Annotated in this window: 24 protein-coding genes and 1 tRNA gene; 5 read left to right on the forward strand and 20 right to left on the reverse strand. The window is 28.5% G+C overall.

The window, feature by feature from the left end:
* Positions 1-9 precede the first annotated feature (9 nt).
* Complete coding sequence (locus ACRDDY_RS10975) at positions 10-447, reverse strand: GNAT family N-acetyltransferase (protein ID WP_438564993.1); 438 nt, start codon at positions 445-447, stop codon at positions 10-12.
* 149 nt (positions 448-596) lie between these two features.
* Between ACRDDY_RS10975 and ACRDDY_RS10980 the strand changes: the two genes are divergently transcribed.
* The 3 genes from ACRDDY_RS10980 (at position 597) to ACRDDY_RS10990 (ending at position 2,801) form a co-directional block, all read left to right on the forward strand.
* Positions 597-1,334 (forward strand): NAD-dependent protein deacylase, encoded by a 738-nt coding sequence (locus tag ACRDDY_RS10980; protein WP_438564994.1) that lies wholly within the window; start codon positions 597-599, stop codon positions 1,332-1,334.
* Positions 1,335-1,453: 119 nt separating this feature from the next.
* Positions 1,454-2,329, forward strand: coding sequence for a fused DSP-PTPase phosphatase/NAD kinase-like protein (locus ACRDDY_RS10985; RefSeq protein WP_438564995.1), 876 nt, complete (start codon positions 1,454-1,456; stop codon positions 2,327-2,329).
* A 76-nt stretch (positions 2,330-2,405) separates the two neighbouring features.
* The gene (locus tag ACRDDY_RS10990; protein WP_438564996.1) at positions 2,406-2,801 is read left to right on the forward strand and encodes a hypothetical protein; all 396 of its coding nucleotides are present in this window, start codon (positions 2,406-2,408) and stop codon (positions 2,799-2,801) included.
* A 36-nt stretch (positions 2,802-2,837) separates the two neighbouring features.
* On the opposite strand, the gene ACRDDY_RS10995 is transcribed toward ACRDDY_RS10990, so the two are convergent.
* The 6 genes from ACRDDY_RS10995 to licT all read right to left on the reverse strand — a co-directional run bounded on the left by ACRDDY_RS10995 (position 2,838) and on the right by licT (position 9,049).
* Complete coding sequence (locus tag ACRDDY_RS10995) at positions 2,838-3,746, reverse strand: lysostaphin resistance A-like protein (protein ID WP_438564997.1); 909 nt, start codon at positions 3,744-3,746, stop codon at positions 2,838-2,840.
* A 197-nt stretch (positions 3,747-3,943) separates the two neighbouring features.
* Complete coding sequence (locus tag ACRDDY_RS11000; RefSeq protein WP_438564998.1) at positions 3,944-5,179, reverse strand: competence/damage-inducible protein A; 1,236 nt, start codon at positions 5,177-5,179, stop codon at positions 3,944-3,946.
* Positions 5,180-5,295: 116 nt separating this feature from the next.
* The gene (locus ACRDDY_RS11005; protein ID WP_438564999.1) at positions 5,296-6,297 is read right to left on the reverse strand and encodes a hypothetical protein; all 1,002 of its coding nucleotides are present in this window, start codon (positions 6,295-6,297) and stop codon (positions 5,296-5,298) included.
* 12 nt (positions 6,298-6,309) lie between these two features.
* On the reverse strand, positions 6,310-7,299 hold the full coding sequence (locus tag ACRDDY_RS11010) for a phosphodiester glycosidase family protein (protein ID WP_438565000.1): 990 nt from the start codon (positions 7,297-7,299) through the stop codon (positions 6,310-6,312).
* A 272-nt stretch (positions 7,300-7,571) separates the two neighbouring features.
* The gene (locus ACRDDY_RS11015; RefSeq protein ID WP_438565001.1) at positions 7,572-8,195 is read right to left on the reverse strand and encodes a histidine phosphatase family protein; all 624 of its coding nucleotides are present in this window, start codon (positions 8,193-8,195) and stop codon (positions 7,572-7,574) included.
* Between the two features lie 29 nt (positions 8,196-8,224).
* A complete protein-coding gene (gene licT / locus ACRDDY_RS11020; RefSeq protein ID WP_438565002.1) occupies positions 8,225-9,049 on the reverse strand; it encodes a BglG family transcription antiterminator LicT in 825 nt (274 codons plus the stop codon).
* A gap of 424 nt (positions 9,050-9,473) precedes the next feature.
* Between licT and ACRDDY_RS11025 the strand changes: the two genes are divergently transcribed.
* Positions 9,474-11,120: a PTS transporter subunit EIIC gene (locus tag ACRDDY_RS11025; protein WP_438565003.1), complete on the forward strand. Its 1,647-nt coding sequence runs from the start codon at positions 9,474-9,476 to the stop codon at positions 11,118-11,120.
* Positions 11,121-11,161: 41 nt separating this feature from the next.
* Here the strand turns inward: ACRDDY_RS11025 and ACRDDY_RS11030 are convergent, their stop codons facing one another.
* From ACRDDY_RS11030 to ACRDDY_RS11070, 9 genes are all read right to left on the reverse strand, one after another.
* Complete coding sequence (locus tag ACRDDY_RS11030; RefSeq protein WP_438565004.1) at positions 11,162-11,398, reverse strand: hypothetical protein; 237 nt, start codon at positions 11,396-11,398, stop codon at positions 11,162-11,164.
* Between the two features lie 43 nt (positions 11,399-11,441).
* Positions 11,442-13,517: an elongation factor G gene (locus ACRDDY_RS11035; RefSeq protein WP_438565005.1), complete on the reverse strand. Its 2,076-nt coding sequence runs from the start codon at positions 13,515-13,517 to the stop codon at positions 11,442-11,444.
* Between the two features lie 170 nt (positions 13,518-13,687).
* A complete protein-coding gene (locus ACRDDY_RS11040) occupies positions 13,688-14,377 on the reverse strand; it encodes an MgtC/SapB family protein (protein WP_438565006.1) in 690 nt (229 codons plus the stop codon).
* A 99-nt stretch (positions 14,378-14,476) separates the two neighbouring features.
* A complete protein-coding gene (locus tag ACRDDY_RS11045; protein ID WP_438565007.1) occupies positions 14,477-15,838 on the reverse strand; it encodes a L,D-transpeptidase family protein in 1,362 nt (453 codons plus the stop codon).
* Positions 15,839-16,080: 242 nt separating this feature from the next.
* A complete protein-coding gene (locus ACRDDY_RS11050) occupies positions 16,081-17,016 on the reverse strand; it encodes a glycosyltransferase family 2 protein (protein WP_438565008.1) in 936 nt (311 codons plus the stop codon).
* A 111-nt stretch (positions 17,017-17,127) separates the two neighbouring features.
* Positions 17,128-18,951: an LTA synthase family protein gene (locus tag ACRDDY_RS11055; protein ID WP_438565009.1), complete on the reverse strand. Its 1,824-nt coding sequence runs from the start codon at positions 18,949-18,951 to the stop codon at positions 17,128-17,130.
* A 25-nt stretch (positions 18,952-18,976) separates the two neighbouring features.
* A complete protein-coding gene (locus ACRDDY_RS11060; protein WP_438565010.1) occupies positions 18,977-19,348 on the reverse strand; it encodes a GtrA family protein in 372 nt (123 codons plus the stop codon).
* The gene (locus ACRDDY_RS11065; RefSeq protein WP_438565011.1) at positions 19,332-20,771 is read right to left on the reverse strand and encodes a glycosyltransferase family 39 protein; all 1,440 of its coding nucleotides are present in this window, start codon (positions 20,769-20,771) and stop codon (positions 19,332-19,334) included. The genes ACRDDY_RS11060 and ACRDDY_RS11065 overlap by 17 nt, the downstream gene beginning before the upstream one ends.
* Positions 20,753-22,228 carry a glycosyltransferase family 39 protein gene (locus ACRDDY_RS11070; RefSeq protein WP_438565012.1) on the reverse strand — a complete coding sequence of 492 codons (1,476 nt, stop codon included), beginning with the start codon at positions 22,226-22,228 and terminating at the stop codon, positions 20,753-20,755. Before ACRDDY_RS11070 ends, ACRDDY_RS11065 begins: the two co-directional genes overlap by 19 nt.
* 195 nt (positions 22,229-22,423) lie before the next feature.
* On the opposite strand from ACRDDY_RS11070, the gene ACRDDY_RS11075 reads away from it, so the two are divergent.
* The gene (locus ACRDDY_RS11075) at positions 22,424-23,785 is read left to right on the forward strand and encodes a DUF2334 domain-containing protein (protein ID WP_438565013.1); all 1,362 of its coding nucleotides are present in this window, start codon (positions 22,424-22,426) and stop codon (positions 23,783-23,785) included.
* 66 nt (positions 23,786-23,851) lie between these two features.
* Here the strand turns inward: ACRDDY_RS11075 and ACRDDY_RS11080 are convergent, their stop codons facing one another.
* The 4 genes from ACRDDY_RS11080 to ACRDDY_RS11095 all read right to left on the reverse strand — a co-directional run bounded on the left by ACRDDY_RS11080 (position 23,852) and on the right by ACRDDY_RS11095 (position 25,568).
* Positions 23,852-24,310, reverse strand: a complete 459-nt coding sequence (locus ACRDDY_RS11080; protein WP_438565014.1) for a VanZ family protein — start codon at positions 24,308-24,310, stop codon at positions 23,852-23,854.
* A 267-nt stretch (positions 24,311-24,577) separates the two neighbouring features.
* Positions 24,578-25,021 (reverse strand): hypothetical protein, encoded by a 444-nt coding sequence (locus tag ACRDDY_RS11085; protein WP_438565015.1) that lies wholly within the window; start codon positions 25,019-25,021, stop codon positions 24,578-24,580.
* Positions 25,022-25,130: 109 nt separating this feature from the next.
* The gene (locus tag ACRDDY_RS11090) at positions 25,131-25,268 is read right to left on the reverse strand and encodes a hypothetical protein (protein ID WP_438565016.1); all 138 of its coding nucleotides are present in this window, start codon (positions 25,266-25,268) and stop codon (positions 25,131-25,133) included.
* Between the two features lie 224 nt (positions 25,269-25,492).
* Positions 25,493-25,568 (reverse strand) — tRNA-Ala (locus ACRDDY_RS11095).
* Positions 25,569-25,620 lie beyond the last annotated feature (52 nt).

A 25,620-nucleotide genomic window follows, 5' to 3' on the forward strand; every position in this document is an offset into this window, starting at 1 on the left:
TATCTTTTTTCATATTATCTCCTTTCCCATCATAACCAATCCATCATGTACTTCATATCCTCTTCTTAAATAAAACCCTTCTGCTTTCTCATCTCTAGTTGTCATTAATATTATTTCTTTAATTCCTTTTTCTTTTACCCTTTCTTCTAATTCTAATATTAATTTTTGACCGTATCCTTTTCCTTGAATATTACTATCTGTGCAAAATTCTTTTATGCTAAACATTTTGCCATTATAAAAAATCTCTTCATGTCCTAATATAAAACCATATATTTTTTTATCTTCTACAATCTTTATTCCATAGAAACCACTATCATTCATCATATTAAATAATCTTTTTGTAGCGGTCTCCGTTGTCCACTCATCATTCCATGGCTCATTATTAAATGCCTTAATATACACTTCTACCATTTCATTTAAATCTTCTTTTTTTACTTCTTTAATCATCTCTTTCCCCTTTATTTACTCATAGTAAATCTATCTTATACTAAATTCTATTTAACAACAATCACTTTTATATTTTTATCCTATATTTAATTTTCTTATTCCTTCTGTCATAATAAAATAATAAACATATTTTAACTGGAGATGATTTAATGAATAATAAAATAGAAGAACTTACTAAAATCCTAAGAGAAAGTGATAATATTGTATTTTTTGGTGGTGCTGGTGTCAGTACTGAAAGTGATATTCCTGATTTCAGAAGTGCTAATGGTTTATTTAATGAAAAACTTAATATGACTTTTACTCCTGAACAGCTTGTATCTCACTCTTTTTATGTTAGATATCCTGAAGAGTTTTTTAATTTTTATAAGGCTAAGCTTATTTATCCCAATGCTAAACCTAATGCTGCCCATATAGCATTAGCTAAACTTGAGGCACTTGGAAAACTTAAAGCAGTTATTACTCAAAATATTGATGGTCTTCATCAAGCTGCTGGTTCTAAAAATGTTTTTGAACTTCATGGTTCTGTTCTTAGAAACTATTGTACTAAATGTGGACAATTCTATGATGAGAAATTTATTTTAAATTCTAATGGCGTTCCTAAATGTACTAATTGTGGTAATATTATTAAACCTGATGTAATTCTTTATGAGGAAGGCCTTGATAATAATATTATCAATGGTGCTATTGCCGCTATTAGTAAAGCTGATACTTTAATCATTGGTGGAACATCTTTAGTTGTTTATCCAGCTGCTGGTCTTATTGATTATTTTAGAGGTAAAAATTTAATTTTAATTAATAAAAGTTCTACTTCAGCTGATTCTAAGGCTACACTAATTATTAATGACTCTATTGGTAAAGTTCTTGGAGAAGCAGTTAATAACCTTTAATCCACATTTTACTTTAATTTTTTCTATTATATAAACAATTTTGTGGATTATTTTTAAATATTACTTATAAAAATCACCATTTTGGAAAATCTATATCTGAAAGAGGTGATTTTTTTAATATGAAAAAAAATTTTAAATTTATCAAATTAATTCCATTATTACTTTTATTCTCACTACTTGGAACACCAATTAATAGTTTCGCCCTTATGGGAGAAGATGTTCCTGTTAATGAACAGGTATTGGTTTTCGATAATGATAACCATAATAAACTCCCAGAGCGTTTTAGAAAATCAACTGATCCAATTGAAGACCCTGGAAATCTTAATTTAACTGGATTAAAATGCCTTAATATATCAGGTAGTCAGCAATATTCAAAGGATGGTCTAACTCTTATGAAAGAGCAACTTCCTAAAAATAAGAATCTTGTGTTTTTTGATTTAAGACAAGAATCCCATGGCTTTATAAATGGTCTTCCTATTAGCTGGGAAGGTGATGGTGATAAAGCAAATATGGGACTTAGCTATAATCAAGTTATTGCTAGAAATGATGCTCAACTTGCTAGTATAAAAATAGGTGTCCCTATTACTATAAAAGGTAAATCTATAACACCTAAAGAAGTTTATTCAGAACAAACTCTTATAAAAAATAATAAAGATACTTATGTAAGAGTTACTGTAACTGATACTAAACCACCAACTCCTGAAATGGTTGATTACTTTGTAGCAGCAGTTAATAAACTACCTAAAAACTCTTGGCTTCATTTCCACTGTAAAGAAGGTATTGGTAGAACAACTACATTTATGACTATGTACGATATGATGAAAAATGCTAAGACTGTTCCTATGAATGATATTATCTTAAGACAAATTAAACTTGGAAATCTTGAGGATAAGGAAAAAGGCTTAGAAGACAAAGATCGTATGGCTCTTTATACTAAATTCTATGCATATTGCAAAAAAGGTGATTTTACTAAAAAATTCTCATCTTTTAATTAATTAAAATTTTATTATGTATTTTTAATAGTGCTCCTAAATATACTTAATATAAATAGTATATTTAGGAGTTTTTATTATGCTTTATATAATTTTTATAGTTTTAGTTATAGGCACACTTGGATTTACCATCTTCACTTATGAAAGTAGAATTACTCATTTAAAAAATGATTTAATTATTTTAACTAGTAATTTAAATAACTTAAAATCTAGAGTTCCTAAAGGAAATAGCCCTGTTCAAATTGATTTTAAAGTTCCTTCCCATAAATTTGGTGTTATTAAAGTTGGCTCTTTAATTTACCTTTCTCCTGATGCTCAAGGTCTTATTGAAAAAACAGGAATTCATATGGAAGTTGCTATTCTTGATGAAGCATCCTTTAAAGGTTCTACTTGGTTTTATGTTGCTTTACCTGTAAATAGAAATGATAATTCTAGAGGATGGGTTAATAAAAAATATTTTACCTCTTTTGCTTAAAAAGCTGCAGTAGATAAATCTATTGCAGCTTTCTTCTTACCTAAAGAGTATCATAAACACTATATATACTATAATACTCATTATAAATGGTAGATTAATTATTCTATCCTTTACTATTAATCTATCACTATTTTCGTACTTTCTATGAACTCCACTAATCTTTTCTAACTTCTTCAATATGATATAAATAACTGTACCTGTAACTATTATTGTAAGAACTATATTAATAATAAGTGCCCCATTCACTATTACCTCATTACTTATAACTTTTTCAGTTTCTCCTAGTACTTTCATTGCATTATATTGTATTTTTTGCATGGTTATTGATGTTCCATTTACTATAAAGTGAATTAACATTGAAGAATATAAGCTTCCTGTTACTCTTACTGCATAAACTAAAACAACTCCTAATGCTGTAGTATATATAAATTGATGTGCATTTAAATGAAATAATCCAAATAAAATCCCTCCCATAATAGCACACTTTAAATTACCTTTCTCCTCATAATTACTTAACACAACGCCTCTTAATGATACCTCTTCAGTAATTGCAGGCATTACTGCTATTAATAATAATAATATTAAATATGGTGTATTCGCTATTTCACCTATAAATACATCAATTGTATTCTTAAAAAATATACTACTTATACGCCCAAATACACCTGAGAAAGGAATACATACAAATCCCAATAATATTACTAATACCACTTGTCTTAAACTTAACTTATTAAGTTTAAGCACATCTTTAACTTTTTGCTTTGTTATTACAATGTATATCATTGTTGGAATAAAAAAGCTTATTATGTGACTAGCAAATAACCTAATTTTAGGATCAAAAATCTGTAATTCTCTACATACACTGTTTAAGAAAAATCCCCCTCCAAATATTCCCCAAACTAAAATAATGAAAAAGAATAAATTTCCCCTATAAACCTTTTTCATAAAATCCTCCCTTTTAAAATTTTCCATAGTATAAAATTTTATAATAAGGAGATAATTAATATTGAGGCTATTTGCTTCATTAATTAATCGCCTCTCCCCCATTTTATTTATATACAAATAACACAATCCCTCTTATCTCTCCTAAGATAAGAGGGATTGTATTATTATAAGCCTATGCGTACATAGTAATTATATGCTTACTTTTTTAAAATCTCTCGTCTAATCATATCCAAAGCTTTAAGACAAGCCTTTCTTCTTACTGAATTTCTATCTCCATTAAAAATATTTTTACTTACTACAGCTCCACTTTCTGTTGCAACTGCAATATATACAAGCCCTACTGGCTTTTCTTCTGTTCCACCACCTGGACCTGCTATTCCTGTAGTTGAAACTCCTATACTAGAATTACATCTATTTCTTATTCCCTCTGCCATTTCTATAGCAGTTTCAGGACTTACTGCACCTATTTTAGCTAAAGTCTCTTCTTTAACTCCAAGTGTTCTCATCTTAGCTTCATTTGAATATGTTATTGCCCCTTCTAAAAATACTTCTGAGATACCTGGATAATCTATTAATGTTCCTCCAAGCAATCCACCAGTACATGATTCTGCTGTTCCTATTGTTAAGCCTTTTTCAACTAAAAGCTTTCCTACTACTAAATTTAATCCTTCTTCACCTAGATTATATAAATTATCACCTATTCTTTTTCTTATTTCCTCTATAACAGGTTCTATAATTCTTTTTCCTTCTTCTGCACTCTTTGCTTTTGCGGTAACTCTAAGAAGTGCTTCACCTTCTTTTGCATATGGTGCTATTGTTGGATTAGTTCCATTATTAATTAAATCTTGAACTATATTCTCTAAACTACTTTCACCTATTCCATAAACTTTAACCACTTCTGAAATTATTGTGTATCCTGTTAGCTTTTCTAAATATGGCTTTACATAATTATCAAACATAGGCTTCATTTCACTTGGAGGTCCTGGTAAAACTATAATTATTTTTCCATTCTTCTCTAGAATAGCCCCTGGTGCTGTTCCATTATCATTTTTTAAAACTTTGGCTTCCTTTGGAAAATATGCTTGTTTCTCATTACTTTTAGTGCATTCTTTTCCTAACTTCTTAAAATATTTTTGTATCTCTTCCATACTTTCTTCATGTAATACTAATTCAAATCCAAAGTATTTACATGCAATTTCTTTTGTCATATCATCCTTAGTTGGTCCTAAGCCTCCTGTTGTAACTATAATATCACTTCTTAATAGTCCCTCTTTAAATGCCTTAAGCATCCTCTCTCCATTATCACCTACAACACTTTGGTAATAAACATCAAGTCCTATATTTGCAAGTTCTCTCGATAAATATTGAGCATTAGTATTTACTATATCACCTAAAAGAATTTCTGTTCCTATTGATATTAATTCACACTTCATATTTCTCTAGACTACTTTTTAAATAGCCTATTTCACCTCCTCTTTTTTCTTCCATTATACCACTTCTAAAAGAAGGAAATACTAAATAAAAAGACACCCTACTAAGGGTGCCCTTTCTATTTAAATGTCTCCTTATAATACTTTCCATCCTTAACAGTTGAAATCCCATATTGATAGAACCCTAAGAATTGACCTGTATATTTAGTTACTGTTTGTGTGCTAAGTTCTTCTACTTGACTTTCACCACTATAATTTACATATATTTTACCATCTTGACGAACACTTATGTCCTTGCTCGCTACTGGTGCTTTTAATGAAATCACTTTACTTTGTGCATTTGGATCATTTAAGTTTTTAGTTACTATACTTGTTACATTTCCATTTTGTAATTCTCCTAAATAAATAATTCCATTATCATCAATTCCTAATATTGTTAATGGATCTTGTGTATTCATCGTAATTCTTGCACTAGGCTGAGTTATATGAAGGATATTTCCTCCGCTAGCAACATAAACTAACCTATCTTGTGTTGGCATTGTATCCATACTACCAACTTGATTAACTACTGGATAAATTGGTTGTGCATTTGTTTGATTTATATCAATTCTGAAAATTGTATTATTTATTTGCACATAAGTAACTCCTGTAATAGTTGATGCTTCAATATCATATTTAACATAGCTTTGACTATATGGTGCTATATTTAATAATTTTCTATTTTGTCCTGTTTGTGCATCATAACTATAAAGAACTACTTCGCCATTATTATTTTGAAGATTTAATAACATATCTCTTCCTGTTAACCATTTAGCACATAGCACTTGATTTCCTGAAGTTGCTAAATCCCTTGTTTTTCCTTCTGAAGAGTCTGCAATTTTGTATACCCCATTTGTTTGATAAGTAAGATATACACCATCAAATGATACACCTACATTGCTTGCATCTGACGGAATTTCTATATGAATTATTTTTTGATTCATATTATCTGATATTGATATCTGTTGCATATTAACATTTGTGTCGTCTTCAAAGTAGAAGTTATTTAGAAAAAATAGGGCGCCACATTGTAATACAAGGGATATTAATACCCACAATATTATAAGTTTTACTTTCTTCATCTTTTCTCCTCACTACTTAACTACTATTGATGATACAATATATCTTTCACCTAATCCATTAGATAGATTATTTATTACTTTTCCATCTAAATACATAGTTGAGGATTTACCACCATCTAAGTTTATTGCTGTTACACATTGACCTTTTGTTAACATTAATGTTTGAAGCTCTGTCATAGTTGCTCCAAGTCCATTTACTATACTTCTTCCATCGATAACCATCATAACTATTGAACCATCTGCTCTTTGACCAATTGCTGTTCTTGGTGCAACTCCCCATGTAGCTGATGCTCCTGAAAGATCTGTTGGCTGACCATTTTGTATAAGTACAGGTCCAAAACTTACTGCTTGCGTAACTCCCATATTTTTAAGTTGCTCTAGAGTATATGACCCTGCATACATTTTTCCTTGTGCATTCATTGCCATACAAGTTGTTGATTCTCCTGGTTTTAAGTCAGATGCTATAACTTTTCCATCTGAAATAATTATACCACTTGGTGTTCCCCCATTTCCAGTCCAGTTTGCACTACTTGATGTATCTACAAATGCCCCTCCATTAACAGCTGCTACTGCATTGTTTTGTATTGCCATTTGTGATGTAGTTTCACCCTTCTTATATAAACTATTTGTATATGCTACCTTTATCCTCTTAGGATTTTTAATTACTAACATATATCCAGTATATTTTGAGTTATCAAATTTATATAAGTCTATTCTATTATCATGAGTACCTTTTATATCAACCGTTGAACCATTATTCCCTTGAACAGTATTATTCTGTGTTCCTGAATTTAGAATTTCATTTATCTTGTTTTGAGATAAAAATGCTGTTGCTAGATACTGATGCTTGAATGTTGTCATTGCTGATCCAACATAAATTCTTTTTGCAGTATCAAACGGTCCATATAGAAGAACAAATGGCGCTGTCACTACAGTGAATACTAACTCGAAAATTACAAAAGCTATTACTATCTTCCATTTCTTCTTTTTTTTCTTCTTCATAAGAACTCTCCTAATTACATAATATTTTTCATTATATAATTTTTTCAAAGCTTTGAATTAAATAAATAGGAACATTTCTAAATAAGTTACTTTTTGTTAATCTTTAATTCATATTTATCTTTTGCTTTTTTATAAAATCATAAAATTAATTACATTTTTCTTACGAATTTCATTATGTTTAATCAATTACATTTTTCTTATAAAATCCGTTAATATTTATTCTATATTTATAGAATAGTATCTTTATTTTTCCACTTTTTTATTCATCAATTTTACCAACCTGTAGTTGCATTTTCCTTAGTAAAATGGCTTCCATCATTTTTAAACTCTATATTTACTCCATTAGCATCTATTATTATTTTAGTTAAAGTAGCTTGTCCCATAACTTCAGTGTTAGCTTCTTCATCTTTAAAATAATGCATCAATGCCTTTAGTGTTATTCCATGAGTAACTATTAATATATTTTTTCCGTCATCTTCCTTAATGATTTTATCCATAATATTTTTAACTCTACTTCTTACTTCTTCTAACGTCTCACCATTCGGTGCTTTAATTTCTGTATTCCCAGTCATTATAAGACTCATATCAAAATCATTATCCATCTTAGCTAAATCATCTATTTTTTGACCTTCAAAATCTCCAAAACTCATTTCCATTAAAGCTTCTTCTTCTAAAAATTCTACTTCTTTCTTTCCTTTAATAATCTCTGCTGTTTTATATGCTCTTTCTATCGGGCTTGTATATATTTTATCTAATTCCATTCCTTCAATTCTTTTTGAAAGTTCTTCTGCTCTTTCCACTCCAAACTTTGTTAAAGGTGAATTTCCTCTTCCCTGTAATCTTTTTTCTAAATTCCATTCAGTTTGTCCATGTCTAGTTAAATATATTGTTATCATATTTTTCCTCCTAATGTACATTCTTTTTTTTATATTCTAAATTTTCTTATATGCATAATTAAATAAATTATCTCTTGTTTTGATAAATTATAATTAAATTGCTTTTCTATATAACCCTCTATTTTATTTACACATTCTTTTTCTATTTTATATTTTCTTACCACCATTTCATAAAACTCTTTATCTTCGTCTTTCACTTGAGTTCTTTTAAATATTCTTTGTGCAAAAAATTTTAAATGTGTTATAAATCGCATATAATCCAATGAATTTTCATCAAATTCTATATTATATTCTCTTTTTACTATATTTAATATTTTATTAGTCATTATAGTTATGTTCATTGTATTTGACATATCTTCATTTAATACTGAATTTATAATGTGAAGTGCTATAAATCCTGCTTCATCTTCACATAACTTTGTACCAGTATATTTTTCTACTATCTTTAATCCTTCAAGAGCTACTTCAAACTCTTTTTTGTAAAGACTCTTTATTTCCCATAATATTGGATTATCAATTCTAATACCTTCTTTTTCTCTAGTTACTGCAAAAAACAAATGATCAGTTAGCATAATAAATATTACTTCATTTAGTGTAGTCTTTAATTTGTCCTCTGCAATTTTTACAATATCTTTTGTTATGTTTAAATACTCTTCTGGAGTCTCACCCATAAGCTGATTAAAACTCTTATGTTCTCTCTCACCCTGTAATTTAAATACCTTTTCTATACTATCAGGATTTATAATATCTCCTAAACTTCTCTGAAAACCCACACCTTTTCCCATGACTACAATTTCTTCACCATCAATTTTAGCTATAACAACATTATTGTTCAAAATTTTATTTACTCTCATATATCCTCCATAAATCAATAAATTTCATTTATTCATATTTATCTCTATGTTCTAATATTACAAATCTCATACCATCTATTATTAAATATTAAAAATATTTCCCTTACCTATATTATCATCTTTTTAATATTTTTCAAAATTTATTAATATTTTTGTTGACATCTATATTTTGGGTATGATAACATTTACTTGTAAATAACCAGTGATTTTTGTTACTATTAAATTAGGCGAAGATCATTAATCCCTTTCATTTTAATAAGTTCAAAATTTAATATAGTAAGATTGTTACTATAAAACAGGCAAGACTTAAATATCTGTAAATCTAGGTATTCTTATACCTATAGGATTTATAAATATTTAGGTCTTTTTTATTTTTAAAAATTTATTTATTAATTATTATTATTTATTTTAGGAGGAATTATTAATGTTACAAACTTTACAAAGAATCGGAAAAGCTATTATGCTTCCAATTGCCGCTTTACCTATAGCAGGTATTTTACTTGGTGTTGGAGGTGCCTTACTTGGAATTGCAGGACTTCAAAATGCCCCTACTGTATATTCACCATTAATCTCATTTGTGAATAATCCTATTGTTACTGCCACATTAACAGTAATGAAAAATGTTGGAGATATCATCTTTGGTAACTTACCACTATTATTTGCTGTTGGTGTTGCTGTTGGACTAGCTAAGAAGGATAAAGGAACTGCTGGTTTAGCGTCTGTATTTGGTTTCATCGTAATGAATCAAGTTATATCAACACTTTTAACTCTTGGTGTTACTCAATTAGGTGTAGTTACACCTGATAATGTTGGTGAATATGGAACTTACGTTACTACTAACCTTGGAATTTTCACTCTTAATATGTCTGTATTCGGAGGAATTATTACTGGTATAATCACTTCAATACTTCACAATAAATTCTATAATATTGAATTACCTGCTGTTATTGGTTTCTTTGCAGGTTCAAGATTTGTTCCCATCATAACTGCTTTAGTTATGGCATTAGTTGGTGCTGTTTTAGCATTTGCTTGGCCAGTTGTTCAAAATGGAATTAGCTTAATTGCTGAACTAGTTAAAAATGCCGGATATTTAGGTACATTCCTATATGGAGTCGTAGAAAGATCCTTAATTCCATTTGGATTACATCATGTATTCTATACTCCATTCTGGTTTGGTTCATTCGTTGAAGCCAACATCTTAGTTGACGGAGCTCAAACTGTTATTGCTGGTGCTAACACTGCATACTTTGCTCAATTATCAAGCATGACTGACCTAGTTGGTGCAAGTCCAGAAGTTATGTCAAACATAGTTGCTGGTACTACAAGATTTATGGCTGGTAAATTCCCATTCATGATGTTTGGTTTGCCCGCTGCTGCATTTGCAATGTACAAATGTGCTCATCCAACTAAAAAGAAGATTGTTGCATCTCTTATGATTTCAGCTGCTGTAACTTCATTCTTAACTGGTATAACTGAACCATTAGAATTTACATTCTTATTTGTAGCTCCTATTCTTTATGGAGTGCACTGTTTACTTGCAGGACTTTCATTTATGTTAATGGATATCTTCAATGTATTTATAGGTATGACTTTCTCAGGCGGATTTATTGACTTCTCATTATTTGGTCTTTTACCTGCTGGTGCTGGAGTTCCTACTAAGTGGTTTATGGTTCTTTTAGTTGGTGCTGTATATGCAGTTGTTTACTACTTCTTATTCAGCTTCATAATTAAAAAATTCAACTTAAAAACTCCTGGTAGAGATTCAGAAGAAAAAGAAACTAAATTATTTACTAAAAAAGATTTCCAAGGTTCTAACGCTGGAGATGAAATAAAAAATAATGCACCTATCGTTTTAAATGCTTTAGGTGGAGAAGAAAATATTGTTAGTGTTGATGCTTGTATCACAAGACTTAGAGTTGAAGTAAAAAATAAATCTATTATAGAAAAAGGTGCTTTAACTGACCTTGGTGCTGCTGGTGTTGTTGAAGTTGGAAATGGTGTCCAAGTTATTTTTGGTGCTAAAGCTAACTCATACAAAAATGAAATAAACTCCATCTTAGGTGATGAGTAATTATATATAATCTAAAAGACATGGCTATATGCCATGTCTTTTTAATACATTTTATTTCCTTTTATAATATAGCTTCCATTATTTAAAGTAGCTTCTTCCACTTTCACTATATTATTTTCTTCAAAAATTTTATTTATCATATCTAAGTTTATATGCTTTGAATCAGATATTTCCATAGTAAATTCATCATCTACGCAAATTATTCCTAAATAATCATGAATATTTCCATACTCATCTTTAGTTAATTCTTTTTTTACATTCATTATATAATTTGACATACTCTCACTCCTATCTTCTTAGTATGATAAGAGACGTTTATTTTTATTCTTCTTTCTCTTTATTTTCAATTAATTTTAATGTTTCTAGTTTTGAAAGCTCTTCATGTCTTGAGTATTCTACCTCAAAATATCCTCTTCCACTTGTCATAGCTTGTAAGTCTGTTGCATATGTGAATAATTCATTCTCTGGAACTTCTGCTATAACAGTTTTTATAATTCCTTCTCCTTCCATACCAAGTATACGTCCACGCCTTTTATTCATATCAGATATAATATCTCCCATATTTTCATCTCTAATATATATTGATACTTTCATTATTGGTTCTAATATTATTGGTTTTGCAAGTTCTATTCCTTTTTTATATGCTATTGCTGTTGCAATCTTAAATGCCATCTCTGAAGAATCTACTGCATGACTTGAACCATCATAAAGTGTTGCTCTAAGTTCTACCATTGGATATTCTAATAGAACACCTTTTTTCATACAATCTTCTAATGCTTTTTCTACTACTGGAATAAAGTTTCTTGGTACTGCTCCTCCAACTACCTTATCTACAAATTCTAATCCTTGCTCTCCATCTGTTCTTCTTTCAAATTTTATTTTTACATCTCCGTATTGTCCATGTCCACCAGATTGTTTTTTATGCTTTCCTTGGACATCTGAGTGACTAGTTATAGTTTCTCTATAATTAAACTTAGGTTTTTTAAATATTACCTCTGCTCCAAACTTATCTTTTAATTTACTTTCTACTACATCTAAATGTAATTTTGATATTCCACTAATAATTTGCTCACCTGTAGTTTCACGTCTTTCTAATACTAATGATTTATCCTCTTCAACAATTTTACTTAGTCCTAAATTTATTTTATCCTCACTCCCCTTATCTTTAGGATAAACTGCCATATGCATCATTGGCTTTTTAAAATTTAATTTATCATAAATAACATTGTAATCTAAATTAGTTATAGTATCTCCAGTTTCTAATGAATCACACTTAGCAATTACTCCAATATCTCCAGCAATTACTCGGTTTGTTCTTTCTGTATTTTTACCTTTTATAAAATATAAATTATTTATTTTCTCTTCAACTTCTTTATTTCTATTTATCACCAAATCATTATTATTAACTTCCCCTGTTATAACTCTAAAGTAAGAAAGCTTCCCTGCAAATGGGTCCATCGATGTTTTAAATATAAATGCCGAAAATCTTTCTTCTTCATCTAAACAAATATGGTCTGTTTCATTATCTTCTCTTACACATTTTTGAGCTAATGATAGTTTTGGATCTGGAAAGCACATTGCAATATCTTCTATTAAGCACTCTACTCCCACTCCATTAATCGCACTTCCACACATAACTGGTGCTATCTCTCCTCTAGCACATCCATCTAATAAACCATTATAGATTTCTTCCTCTGTCAAAAATCCTTCATTAAAATATTTATCTAATAGCTCTTCCCTAGTTTCTGCAACTGCTTCTGTTATCATCTGCTTACATTCACTTACTTTATCTATAAGTTCCTTTGGAATTTCCCCTTCTTCCATTTTCTTTGTTTTAGGATTATATATTCTAGCTCTTTCTGAAATTATATTTATAATTCCCTTAAATTCATTTTCTTTTCCAATCGGATATTGAATTGGCACTACACTTATTCCAAATCTTTCTTTTAAATCATTTAACGCTCTATCAAAATCTGAGTTTTCTCTATCTAACTTATTTATAAAAAATGTTCTTGATAATTTTATTTTATTACAATACTCCCATGCCTTCTCTGTTCCTACTTGAACTCCTGATACAGAACATACTACAATATTTGCCACATCAACGGCTCTCATCCCCTGAATACTCTCCCCATAAAAATCAAAATATCCTGGAATATCTACTAAATTAATTTTTATATCGTCTCTTTCCACAGGTACAACAGATAGTGATACTGAATAACCTCTTTTCTTTTCTTCATTATCAAAATCACTTATTGTATTTTTATCTTCTACCTTCCCTACTCTATCTATTAACCCACACCTATATGCTATTTGTTCTATTAAGGATGTTTTTCCAGTTGCTCCATGACCTATAAATCCAATATTTCTAAGATTCTCTATACAATACTCTTTCATACTATATGCATATATCTAAATTGATATATGCTTTTTCACCAGCCTTTCACAAACTTCTTTTGTTTTATATTTATGAAAAGGTTTAAACTAGTATGAAGATTTTTCTTCTATTATTGTAGTAAAACATCTATTATTAGTCCTTTTTATGCACCTTTCTTCCTTTATGTTAATTAGATAATTTCAAAATACTCTAAATATATTTCTTTTGACTCACATACTCTTTGGATTATTCTTTCTGCATCTCTATTTGTTTTTATTTTTAATCTATATGTTGCTACACTAAAATCATTTTCCTCTCTTTGAACTTTTGTATTAGTAATAATTACACTATTACCTTTTATTAAATCTTGAAATAACAAATATCTATCTCCTTTTCCTCTTATACTTATTTCAAATTGTTTATTGTAAAAGTTTTTAGAAATCCTTGTTAGAACCTCAAATACTATAAGTATTAAAATTGTTGTGCAAATTGAAATTAAATATAATCCACATCCTATTGCAAGACCAATTCCTGCCACACACCAAATTCCTGCTGCTGTTGAAAGTCCTCTAATATTTCCACTATCTTTTAAAATAATTCCTCCACCTAAAAAGCCAATTCCAGAAACTACTTGAGCCGCTATCCTACTTGGATCTACTCTCACATTTTCTTCAAGTACTGCAAAGAAACCATATTGTGACACAAGCATTATTAATGCTGCTCCAATACATACTAATATATGAGTTTTTATCCCTGCTTGTTTTGAATGTGTTTCTCTTTCATATCCTACAAATCCTCCAAGTATTGCTGCAATCATTAATCTAATTATAAAATCCCATGGCATATTCATACTTTCCATATAGCTAAAATAGTTTAACATTTCTATCACTCCTATTTATTTTGATAAACTATATCTTTACCTCTTTTCCCTTTTTTATGTAAAAAAGCTATTTCTAAAAAATTTAGAAATAGCTTTCTCTTAACTATAACAAACCACAATAGTTCCTGGTGTTATATTATTATATATAGTTTCTGCTGTTTTTGGTGGTAAATTTACACATCCATGAGACCCATCAGTCTTATAAATATTTCCTCCAAACTTACCATTTCTCCACCATGCATCATGAAGACCTATTCCTCCATTAAATGGCATCCAATATTTTACTGGTACATCATAATTTGCACCTTTTAAGTGTGTATCATGTTCTTTATACTTTACATAATATACCCCATCTGGTGTTCCATCATGTTTACTTACATTCCCTGTAACTACATCACTTTCAATAATAAGTTTTCCATCTTTGTAATACCATAATTTTTGCTTAGGAATATTTACTTCTACATAAGTATTTCCAAGACCTACTGTTCCATATGGTAATCCTTTTTGTGAATATACTGGTTCTCTTGTGACAGTTTGCCCATTCTCTATATTAGATATTAATTTCTCAGTTTCAGCTTGGACATTTATTTTCCACCCAAAATCCCCACCTTTAACTGTTGCCATTGTACCTAAAGAAGTTTTAAATGTTCTTTGTATTCCAACTGTATCATACTCTTTTGCTAATCCTTGTACATATGCTGTAACTTTGTCAGTATTAATATGTACATTCATATCTTTATCTACATATAGCCACTCATTGATAGTATCTCCATCTAAAACTACTGTATTATCACCAAAAACATATGTTACCTTTGTACTAACATACTTGTCCAATGTTTTTTGAGCTTCTATTGTTTTAGTTGAATCTTTTAAATATGTTGGTTTTTCATAACATCCTAAACTTTCTACATTTACTTCTTTTTTATCATTTTCAACTGCTTGTAATATAATTGTGTCTAGTTTACTTACGTCTACTTTATCACCTTCAACAGAATCTATTATTACATATTTACCATTTTCATATTTAAATCCTGCATTTTTTGGAGCTTGTTCACTATCAAAATCAAATATTTTATTTAATGATTTATTTAATAATTCCTTATTATATGTTTGTGTAATATCTATCTTTTTATAATTATTATTAAATATTTGACTTACCCATAAAAATGGATTTTGCTTATTTTTTAACTCTGTAGCTTCTGCACTCACATTATATTTTACACCTAAATCTTGTGTATCTACATATCCAGAAACTCCATTACGCCCTTTTATTTCTAACTTATAGTCATTTATTTTTTCTTCAACTAATTTTGTCCCACTTTCAACTGTTCTACCTGATACACTAATATTATTTATTGTAGAACCAAAGAAAAAGTGATTCATAAAGTAAAGTGAAAAACCTAAATACCCAACTATAATTATAGCTATTGCTATAATAATACCTATTATTACTTTTTTCATAATACCATTTCTCTCCAAACTTAATATCTATTCCTCTCATCTCAATCTTTATACCAAGTTTAGATGGTAACATTATACCAATAGTATTTTCTTAAAGCAATGCTATCTATATTACAGTTTATTTACATCTTCATATTATTTACTATTAATCTATCACCGCTCACCCTTTTTTCTAGAAAAAGCTCCATAGCCATTATTCTAAAAGCAAGGTATTTATCAATGATAAATACCTTGCTTTTTTTCTACTCTTCAAAATTTATTTTATCTTTTATTATATATAATGGTCTCTTATTTACTTCATCAAACATTCTAATTATGTATTTACCTAATATAGATAGTACTCCTAATAATATGGCTACTACAAAGTTAATATATGTTATTAAAATAAATGTATCACTTATACTATGTTTTATTATTAAGTCAACAATCATCCATATTATCTGAACTCCAAATACTATAAAGAATAACATAGATAACCCACCAATTAAATTAATAGGCTTATGTGAAAATGATATTATTCCATCTTCAGCTAGTTTAAGCATTTTCTTTAGTGGATATTTAGATTCTCCAGCAAATCTTTCTGCTCTATCAAATTCTACATAAGTTTGTTTGAATCCAAGCCATGAAACCATCCCTCTTACAAAACGATTTTTTTCTTCCATACTATTAAATACATCGACTACTTTTCTATCCATTAAACGATAGTCACCAGTATTCTTAGGTATGTCTACATCTGACATAAAGTCTAAAAACTTATAAAAATATTTTGCTGTTATAAGCTTAAAGAAACTTTCTCCATCTCTTTTCTTTCTTTTTGCATAAACTACATCATATCCCTCTTCCCAATTCTTAACCATGTCTGCTATAAGTTCTGGTGGATCTTGAAGATCTGCATCTATAACAACTACAGCATCTCCCTTTGCTTCTTTTATTCCAGCAGTTACTGCAATTTGATGTCCAAAATTTCTAGCAAAATCTATTATTTTTATATTTCTATCTTCTTTTGCAAACTCTCTAAGTCTTGGAAGTGTATTATCTGTTGACCCATCATTTACAAAAATAATTTCATAATTATAGTTATGTAACCCTTCCATAACACTCGTTAGTCTTTTATAACATTCATCTACAACTTTTTCTTCAAAATACATAGGAACTACTACTGATACTAATTTTTTCATTTGTTCATCACCTTAATATTTAAATTTCCTATACTACTTTACCATTTTTAATATACTTTAACAAGAAAGAAAACCATCTTACATGCTACTCCTATGTAAGACGGCTCTTTCTTATTTCTTTACTTTATTCTCATAATTATAGTAATCATTATTTATAATATATTCTGCTACTTCATATGCTTCTTTTAAATGCTTTCTTTCTTTATCACTTGGATCTCCAATTATAGTTCCACCTTTTATTACAGTAGCATTAACTTTTGTGTTTAAAAGATTTCTCCCCATAATAGGTGCCTCTTCTTTTGCTCCAAGTAAATTTAAAACTGTTGGCATTATATCCATATGTCCACCTATAGTATTTATAGTTTTCCCCTTTAATCCTTCACTATAAATTATAAGTGGTATCTTTCTTTCATACTCTTTCCACCAGTCCCCCTCTAACTTTATATCAGCTAACTCATCTTGATAATATTTATGCACTCCACCATGATCTCCATAAATAACCAAAACTGTATCTTTCATTAATTCTAACTGTTCTAATTTATTTATTAAAAATCCTATTTGCTTATCTGCATAATATGAACTTTGAAAATACCCTCCAAGTTTTGTCTCGTCTAAATCTTTAGGTAAATCTAATTCTCTATAATCTTCCTTTATATCAAAAGGTCCATGATTAGATAAATTAGGGATCATAGAAAAGAATGGTTCTTTTACAGTCTTAAGCTTATCAATATATTGATTATAGAAACTTTTATCTGATAATCCAAAACCTACAATCTCATCAAGTTCATATTCATTCCCATCCCAAATATTTTTAAATCCTAATGCATTTTTATGAGCCTCTGCAAAATTATAGTCTCCACCTGGCTCTGCTCTAGTTGATATTGCTGTATATCCATAGCCTTCTAAAGTTCTTGCCATTGAAGGATATTGTGAAAATGGATTACTAATAAAAGTTATGCTATCTCCTAAAGTTAACATCCCTGTATTAGCCATCATATCACAATCAATACTATTTCCACCATTATTCTGCTCATATACATTATCAAAATATAATGAATACTCTATAAGTTTATTTAATACTGGTGTAACTTCTTGTCCATATACTTGTTCACCTATAACAAAGTCCTCTAAAGACTCCATTTGTACAAATATAACGTTCTTTCCTTTAAGCATTCCAAAGTACTCATTCTCTTCTAAGTTTTCATCATTTTCCTTAAACCATTCATTCACTTTATTTATTTCCTCTAAATCTGGCTTCTTTGTGTATGCTTGTACCGCTTTATAATCCTGTTTTATAGTATATGCAATTGGCCACATACTCCTCATTTCAACAGCAGAACCCCAATCATCTTTTAAAAATATTGTTCTTCCATTATCAATTTTCTTAATATCAAACTCATAATAGCTTCCATAAACAGTTATCATAGATAAAAGTATTCCAAAAGTAGCTACCTTTAAATTTCTCTTCTTATTTAGGAAAGCTTTTGTTTTTATTAAAATGATTAAAAGAATCGGAATATCTAAAATATATAAGATATCTCCCTTACCTATATTAATTAAACTTCTGTTCATTGGATTAAATAATCCTTCATACAATAAATATCTAATTCCTAAATATTCACCAGAAGCTCTAAAATACCATAAATTTAAAATTAAAAAACCACTATATAAAATATCAATAATTATTAAATATATACATTGTTTTTTCTCTTTAAATAAATATGTTAGAAATATTAAAATAAGTATACATGCTAGTTGTGCTGGTAAAAGATTTATTATTGGGAAAAACGCTGCCACTCCATATCCTGTTTTAGACGTTCCTACCAATATAAATAAGATAGTTTTTAAAACTAATAAGAAAAATATACCCCAAATTATTGCATTGCTAAATTCAATGCTTCTATTTTTTTTATTCCATATTTTTTCAATGTTCATAAATTTCTCAATCCCTTTATTACCCCTACTTTTTTTCTTTAAATGTCCAAAGTTTACTTCCTACAAAGTTTATTAATGTTGTTATTACTAAAACTAGTACTTGTGCTATTGTCTTATTTAAATCAAATTCTTTAACTAATATATATAATAATCCATTATTTATTCCAAGAACTATAAGATTTACTATTATAAACTTTATTATTGTATGAACTGACTTACTTTTTGTTTTAAATACCCATATATTGTTCCATATATAGCTATTTATCATACCAATTCCATACCCTATAGAATTGGCAAATATATAGTTTAATCCACATAATAGTAAAATATTATATACAATCATATTTATAACTGTATTTAATATCCCTACAAATCCAAACTTAATTAGCTTTTCCATTTTTTATCCTCTCTAAACCTGCTATTGCCATTATTATAAATATCCATGAAACTATATATGCATATCTTCCCTGTGTCTCTGTTATAAGATATGTAATTCCATATCCACAGAACATGATATAAAATAAATTGATTAATCCATTTCCTTCTTTAGATCTTTTCTTATTAAATAACCCTATAACTACAAATAGTAACATTGCAGCAAATACTAATTGGAATATTCCAAGTCCTCCATCATTAAAATCTATAAACATTTGACTTGGCTTCATATTAAGCTCAGTCCAATACATTCCTGATGCAGTTCCTTCGCTCCATTGTAATACATATTTCTTTAAGTAGAATCCTGCTAAAACACTTTTAGGTGTCTCTGTTAATCTATCATAAATTATTTTGTCACAAACCTTTGTTATCTCTTGCTTATTAAAATGACACTCAGCTGGTATAGCAGCATCTTCTGGATTCCATCTTCCACCACTTTGGATATTAGTTCCTTTAAGAATACTTGTTATATTAGGCTCCGTTCCATTTGTTAATAATGTATTTGTAACTCCTGCTTTCATAAGTATTAATCCTGTTCCTACAGTTACTAACTGAAATGCTATAAAAATTACAATTATATTTTTTGCCTTTAAAGTCCACTTATCTTTAGTATAAATTATTAAGAACATTGCCATTGCAACTACAGTTACTAATGCAACCATTCTAAATAAATTTCCAACTCCAAGTGCTAATCCAGCACCAAAAAGCCACCATGGATTTAATTTCTTTTTTATACAAAGAATAAAAATATATATGCTTAACATATAGAAAGGTATTGCTAAATTTTCTGTTACAAGTACACCAACATACGTTATAAAAGGAGGAAACACTGCTGCTAAAATCCCACCAATTAATCCATATTTTTCACTATCAAATACTTCTTTTACTATTCTATACATTAAGTATATACACCATAGTCCTAAAATTAAGTTTACAACTTTCATTGCTAAGATATTATGTGTAAATAGTTTTATCATAAGTGCCATATACACCGCCATAGGCACTAGATGAGGAAATCTTCCTAAATATCCTGTTCCTATAAAGGCTGAATTATTACCAGCTAAAAGTTGTTGTCCACTTACATACATAGTATGAAAATCTGACTGCGGCATTGTATTTGCATTTAACATCCACAATATTCTAAGAATTGCACCCCATACTATAATTATTATCACTTTGCTTCTTACAGATAGTTTCTTATTATTTACAATAAAAATACCACCTATAAACGTTAAAACATATACTGCTATTGTAATTACTGTAGATATATCAAAATCTTTTGTATATACTGCAACTGCACCTAGGGCTGTTATTAAAACAAGCCCTATTAAAATTTTAAGTGCATTAGTTACAAAGGCAGTAAATCCTAGTCTAAACTTTTCCATTTACTTTCTCCTAACTTTTCATCAAATAAATTTATTCCATTTATTGCAAGTACAATAAATATAAAACACACTATAAATGTGTATCTATCTTGTCTCTCTGTAATCAAAAACATTATTCCATAACCACAAAATATAAAGTATAGAAGATTAATTTTCTTATTCTCTTTTATTTTTTTAAAATTAAATAATCCTATAAAAGTAAATACTATTAATCCTAAATAAAAAAGCTTCATAAACCATATTCCATTTTGGCTTACTCTCACTTTCATATCAGAATCCTCTAAGCTATGCTCTGCCCAATAGGCTCCTGAAAATTCACCATTACTCCAAATACCTGTATATTTTTTATAATAAAAATTTATTAAATCATTTATTGGAGTTTTAGTTAATCTTTCAATTATAATTCCCTTGCAAACTTCCTCTATCTTTTCCTTATCAAAATTATATAAATCTGGAATTATAGCATCCTCATGAGTCCAGCCTCCACCACTTTCTATATTAGTTCCCTTAAGTATATTTGTTATCTTAGGCTCACTTCCTACAAAAAGGTGTTGTTCTGTAAATCCAATTCCTTTTAATCCAAAGCTCATAAAAACTAATGGAATTATAAAGCCTAATATTAAGACTGCACCCTTCTTTAATCTTTCCTTTGCTCCATAATCTACACAAACTAATATGTATAAAATAAATGCAGCTACCACTATTGTAGCAACCATTCTAAAAAGGTTTCCAATTGAAAGTGTAATTCCTGCTAAAAATATTCCTAAATAAGATTTTTCTTTATGTATATACTTTATAAATAAATATATTGCAAAAATATATAATGGAATTGCTTGATTCTCATTACAATATACTGCTGTATATAAGATTATTGGTGGATAAAAAGCCATTAAAAATGCACCTATCTCTGCATATCTTTCTTTTTTAAATATTTCCTTAACTAAAAGATATATCCCTAAAATCCCTAGTGTTGAAAATAGACAATTAGCAATCTTTACTGCTATAAAAGTACTACTTGGAAAAAACCATCTCATAAAACTTGCAAACATTAAAGGTATTGTTAAATGTGGAAACCTTGCATAGTATTCAGTTCCCCTTAACTGATTAAAATCTCCATTTAAAATTTCATATGTGGTACTATATATTCCATTGTAATCTGATACTGGAATACTATTTATAGAAAACACCCATACTAGTCTTATAATTAATCCTACTAACATAAGACAAATAACTATATTTCTGCTTTTAACATTTCTTTTTTTCAAAAAATATATTAGCGCTCCACAAATACAAGTTATAACCAAGAAAATTATATCCACTTTTCCAAACTTATCACCAATTTTTTTTAATGCTTCATATGATGTAAACACAATTAATCCAATAAGAAACATCAATGCTACATTAACAAATCTAATAAATTTTAGACTTCCCCTATTCCACATATTCAATTTTATCATTATTCCCCCTTAAACTACTAAATTACTTTAGTTACCCTATCAATTTTATCATATCTGCTAAATTTTTTATACTTCTTTAAATATTTCACTTCTTATTATTCCCTTATTTTTTTCTTAAAAGTAATATTAATCCATTTAATTTGTTATAATTAAATAGTTATTATTCAATTTTTTTCAAGAAAGGGGATTATTATCATGAAAAAAAAATTGCTTTATCTACTTGGAATTATTTTATCACTTTCCATTATATATGGCATAATATTTTATTTTAGCTTTTTTCAAGGAAATGCCTATGTAAAAGATGGTATTGTTCATATAAGTGCAGTAGATAAAAATAAACTTAAAGATTATAAACAAATTAAAACAGATTATAAAATACCAACACCTAAACTCCAAACTTTATCTAATGTATCATTTAAAGTACTTGATAAAAAGCTTCCAAATACAATTAAACCACTACTTTATGGTGATCGTTATTACTTACCATTAGATTATATAGCTAATATATATGGCTTTACTTACTCTAATAAAATACTTAAACATAAAGATATAACTATTAATTTATCAAAAAAAACATGGTTTATTGATGGACGACCTTATGATCCACGTGGTATTCTTTTAAAATATAATAATACTGACTATATTTCTATTTCAGACATTGAATATCTATTTAATTCAACTGCAATTTTTGACTCTGAAAAAAATTCAGTATCAATATTAAAATCATCTTTAGATAAAAGAGATGACGGTCCTATTCCACTTAAAGATGGAAAAGTAGCCTTATTAAGATTTGAAGATGTTGCACCTGGAAATACATTTGAATCAACTCTAGCACAAGCTAAATTCAAAGCAATAGGAGATTTAATGTACAAAGATGGTCTTAGATTTAATGTTGCTTGGGTTCCTAGATATATTAATCCTGAGCGTCACATTGATAATGATTTAGTTACTACAGAAAGCTTCTCTAATGTTGGCTTTGTAAATATGCTAGATTATTTAGTTAATAGTGGTGGACAAATTGGTCTTCATGGATACACTCATCAATATGGAGATACAATAAGCACAGTAGGAAGTGAGCTTACTAGAAAAGATAATCCCACTGATGCTGAAACAAGAAAAGTGATAGAAAGTGGGATTTATACAGCTGATTACTTAAATATCCCTGTTAATTTTTTTGAAAGCCCACATTATCATGCAACTACAAAACAAAAAAAAATTATAGGTGAGTACTTTCAGTATCAATATGAACCCTACAATATTTTTAAATATACAGCTTTAGAACAAACCTCAAGTGAAAATTTATTTATTCCAACACCTCTTGGTTATGTAAAAGATAGAGATCCTAACAATATAATAGAAAGATTAAAATCCCATCCACCTAACTTTTTAGCTTCTATGTTTTATCACCCAAGTTTAGAAATGGAATATATCTCATTAAATTCTAATAATGATACTTTTAATGCTACATTCAATAAAAACTCTATTTTAGAAAAACTAATAAAATCACTTAAAGAAAATGGATATACAACAATTCATCCAACTGATTTTGGAAACTAATTCAAATACTAATAAAGCAGATGAAAATTTATTTCTTCATCTGCTTATTTTTTAAATTTATTATTCTTAATTTATACTAATTTTCTTTTTTGACTTACACTTAATTATCTTCTTAGCCATTACTAAACCTATTCCTATTATTCCTCCAATAGAATCTATTATTACATCCAACATTCTACCTGCACGTCCTACAATAAACAATTGATGTATCTCATCTATAATAGCATATCCAATAGTTAAGCTAAGTCCTATAATTACAGCCTGTTTCCTACCACAATGAAAACTAAATGTATTGACAGCAAGTATTGCTAATATTGCATACTCTATAATATGTGCACTCTTTCTAATTATAGTTATCACTATATCAATATATGTTCCATCTATATTGATTCCTAAACTCTCTATAATTTTAAGTACTAAATTGCTTTGGGCACTTGAAACCTCAGCTGGTTGATTTGACATATAAAAAATAAATATCATCCATCCAAGTAAAGCACCTATCCAAATCATCTCTTTTCTCTTCATTTACTCCCCACTTTATACCTATTCTTTCCTATTTTAATATAAACTTTCTATCTCGTAAAGAATTTCTCTAAGAAAGTATATCTATTTTATTTACTTATAAAAGTTAGGACTATTACAGATTTCTAGCTATCTAGTAAAAAATTAGAGGATTCATATATTAGGCGGATTTTGTGATAACTACCTAATATATAAAATCCTCTATTAACTCTAAGTCTCCCACAACTAAAGTCGTATGGTTTTTGAGTAATCCTACTAATACAAGTAAGGTTACCTATCTTCTACTATATATCTATTTATATATGCTAAAGACTCCTCAATTATACCTTGACCTCTTTCAATATCTTCTACTTTTAATTCTAAGCTTCCCATTCTTTGATTAATCATAAACAACGCATCTTTTACATCATTTAAAAGTTTATCTTTAAATGAAATTTGATTTCCAAATTCATCTATTAAAATCTTTTCAGGTGGTTGGCCACATTCAATACATTTAATAAAGACTGTTTCTTTATCCGTATCTAAAAATAATTTAAATGTATCATTCTTGCATTCTCCACATGTAGAAACTAAAAAATACCCACTATCATTTAAATCATATAATTTCTTATCCCTACACTCACTACATATTGCTTCTACTTTCTCTTCAACACTCTTTATAAAAAATTTATTTCCACTACAGCCTTCTTTATGACACACAACAGTTCTTATCATATATACCCCTCCCTCAATAACAAGTCATCTCGCTTCCTAAATTAATTATATGATTACTCTACATTTTTATTCCTATAAAAAATAAAAATATCATGTATTACATGATATTTTAAAATCTATCTATTTCTTCTTGAACCTCTTTTATTTTCTTATCAATTAAATATGTTTTTTTATTTGCCAAAATTAAATCCCTTTTTTCAAGTTTAAGCTCTTTAAGCATTTCCTTTAGTTCATCTAGTCTTTTCACAAAAAACACTCCCTATTGTTAGCATTTATTTTAATACCTTTTATAATATGCTATTTTTATTTTATATGTTCTCAAAATAAAAGTATTCAATCTTATAAATTACTTTTCTTCTATTATAATACTATATTTGTAATAATATAACTCTTTTTTAGAAATTAATAGTAAAGCTTTTTTGAACTTAAATATAAAAAAGCCATGAATGTAAATTCATGGCTTCCACCTTTTGGTGGAGATAAAGAGATTCGAACTCTTGACCCCCTGCGTGCAAGGCAGGTGCTCTCCCAACTGAGCTATACCCCCAAAATGGTGGACCTTCAGGGACTCGAACCCCGGACCTACCGGTTATGAGCCG

The organism is Clostridium sp. (assembly GCF_051656525.1).
Classification (GTDB): Bacteria; Bacillota; Clostridia; order Clostridiales; family Clostridiaceae; genus Clostridium.

What these genes read in the sequence shown, in the direction of transcription:
- ACRDDY_RS10975 (WP_438564993.1), bottom strand. Translation starts at nt 447, where the DNA reads ATGATTAAAGAAGTAAAAAAAGAAGATTTAAATGAAATGGTAGAAGTG.
- ACRDDY_RS10980 (WP_438564994.1), top strand. Translation starts at nt 597, where the DNA reads ATGAATAATAAAATAGAAGAACTTACTAAAATCCTAAGAGAAAGTGAT.
- ACRDDY_RS10985 (WP_438564995.1), top strand. Translation starts at nt 1,454, where the DNA reads ATGAAAAAAAATTTTAAATTTATCAAATTAATTCCATTATTACTTTTA.
- ACRDDY_RS10990 (WP_438564996.1), top strand. Translation starts at nt 2,406, where the DNA reads ATGCTTTATATAATTTTTATAGTTTTAGTTATAGGCACACTTGGATTT.
- ACRDDY_RS10995 (WP_438564997.1), bottom strand. Translation starts at nt 3,746, where the DNA reads ATGAAAAAGGTTTATAGGGGAAATTTATTCTTTTTCATTATTTTAGTT.
- ACRDDY_RS11000 (WP_438564998.1), bottom strand. Translation starts at nt 5,179, where the DNA reads ATGAAGTGTGAATTAATATCAATAGGAACAGAAATTCTTTTAGGTGAT.
- ACRDDY_RS11005 (WP_438564999.1), bottom strand. Translation starts at nt 6,297, where the DNA reads ATGAAGAAAGTAAAACTTATAATATTGTGGGTATTAATATCCCTTGTA.
- ACRDDY_RS11010 (WP_438565000.1), bottom strand. Translation starts at nt 7,299, where the DNA reads ATGAAGAAGAAAAAAAAGAAGAAATGGAAGATAGTAATAGCTTTTGTA.
- ACRDDY_RS11015 (WP_438565001.1), bottom strand. Translation starts at nt 8,195, where the DNA reads ATGATAACAATATATTTAACTAGACATGGACAAACTGAATGGAATTTA.
- licT (WP_438565002.1), bottom strand. Translation starts at nt 9,049, where the DNA reads ATGAGAGTAAATAAAATTTTGAACAATAATGTTGTTATAGCTAAAATT.
- ACRDDY_RS11025 (WP_438565003.1), top strand. Translation starts at nt 9,474, where the DNA reads ATGTTACAAACTTTACAAAGAATCGGAAAAGCTATTATGCTTCCAATT.
- ACRDDY_RS11030 (WP_438565004.1), bottom strand. Translation starts at nt 11,398, where the DNA reads ATGTCAAATTATATAATGAATGTAAAAAAAGAATTAACTAAAGATGAG.
- ACRDDY_RS11035 (WP_438565005.1), bottom strand. Translation starts at nt 13,517, where the DNA reads ATGAAAGAGTATTGTATAGAGAATCTTAGAAATATTGGATTTATAGGT.
- ACRDDY_RS11040 (WP_438565006.1), bottom strand. Translation starts at nt 14,377, where the DNA reads ATGTTAAACTATTTTAGCTATATGGAAAGTATGAATATGCCATGGGAT.
- ACRDDY_RS11045 (WP_438565007.1), bottom strand. Translation starts at nt 15,838, where the DNA reads ATGAAAAAAGTAATAATAGGTATTATTATAGCAATAGCTATAATTATA.
- ACRDDY_RS11050 (WP_438565008.1), bottom strand. Translation starts at nt 17,016, where the DNA reads ATGAAAAAATTAGTATCAGTAGTAGTTCCTATGTATTTTGAAGAAAAA.
- ACRDDY_RS11055 (WP_438565009.1), bottom strand. Translation starts at nt 18,951, where the DNA reads ATGAACATTGAAAAAATATGGAATAAAAAAAATAGAAGCATTGAATTT.
- ACRDDY_RS11060 (WP_438565010.1), bottom strand. Translation starts at nt 19,348, where the DNA reads ATGGAAAAGCTAATTAAGTTTGGATTTGTAGGGATATTAAATACAGTT.
- ACRDDY_RS11065 (WP_438565011.1), bottom strand. Translation starts at nt 20,771, where the DNA reads ATGGAAAAGTTTAGACTAGGATTTACTGCCTTTGTAACTAATGCACTT.
- ACRDDY_RS11070 (WP_438565012.1), bottom strand. Translation starts at nt 22,228, where the DNA reads ATGATAAAATTGAATATGTGGAATAGGGGAAGTCTAAAATTTATTAGA.
- ACRDDY_RS11075 (WP_438565013.1), top strand. Translation starts at nt 22,424, where the DNA reads ATGAAAAAAAAATTGCTTTATCTACTTGGAATTATTTTATCACTTTCC.
- ACRDDY_RS11080 (WP_438565014.1), bottom strand. Translation starts at nt 24,310, where the DNA reads ATGAAGAGAAAAGAGATGATTTGGATAGGTGCTTTACTTGGATGGATG.
- ACRDDY_RS11085 (WP_438565015.1), bottom strand. Translation starts at nt 25,021, where the DNA reads ATGATAAGAACTGTTGTGTGTCATAAAGAAGGCTGTAGTGGAAATAAA.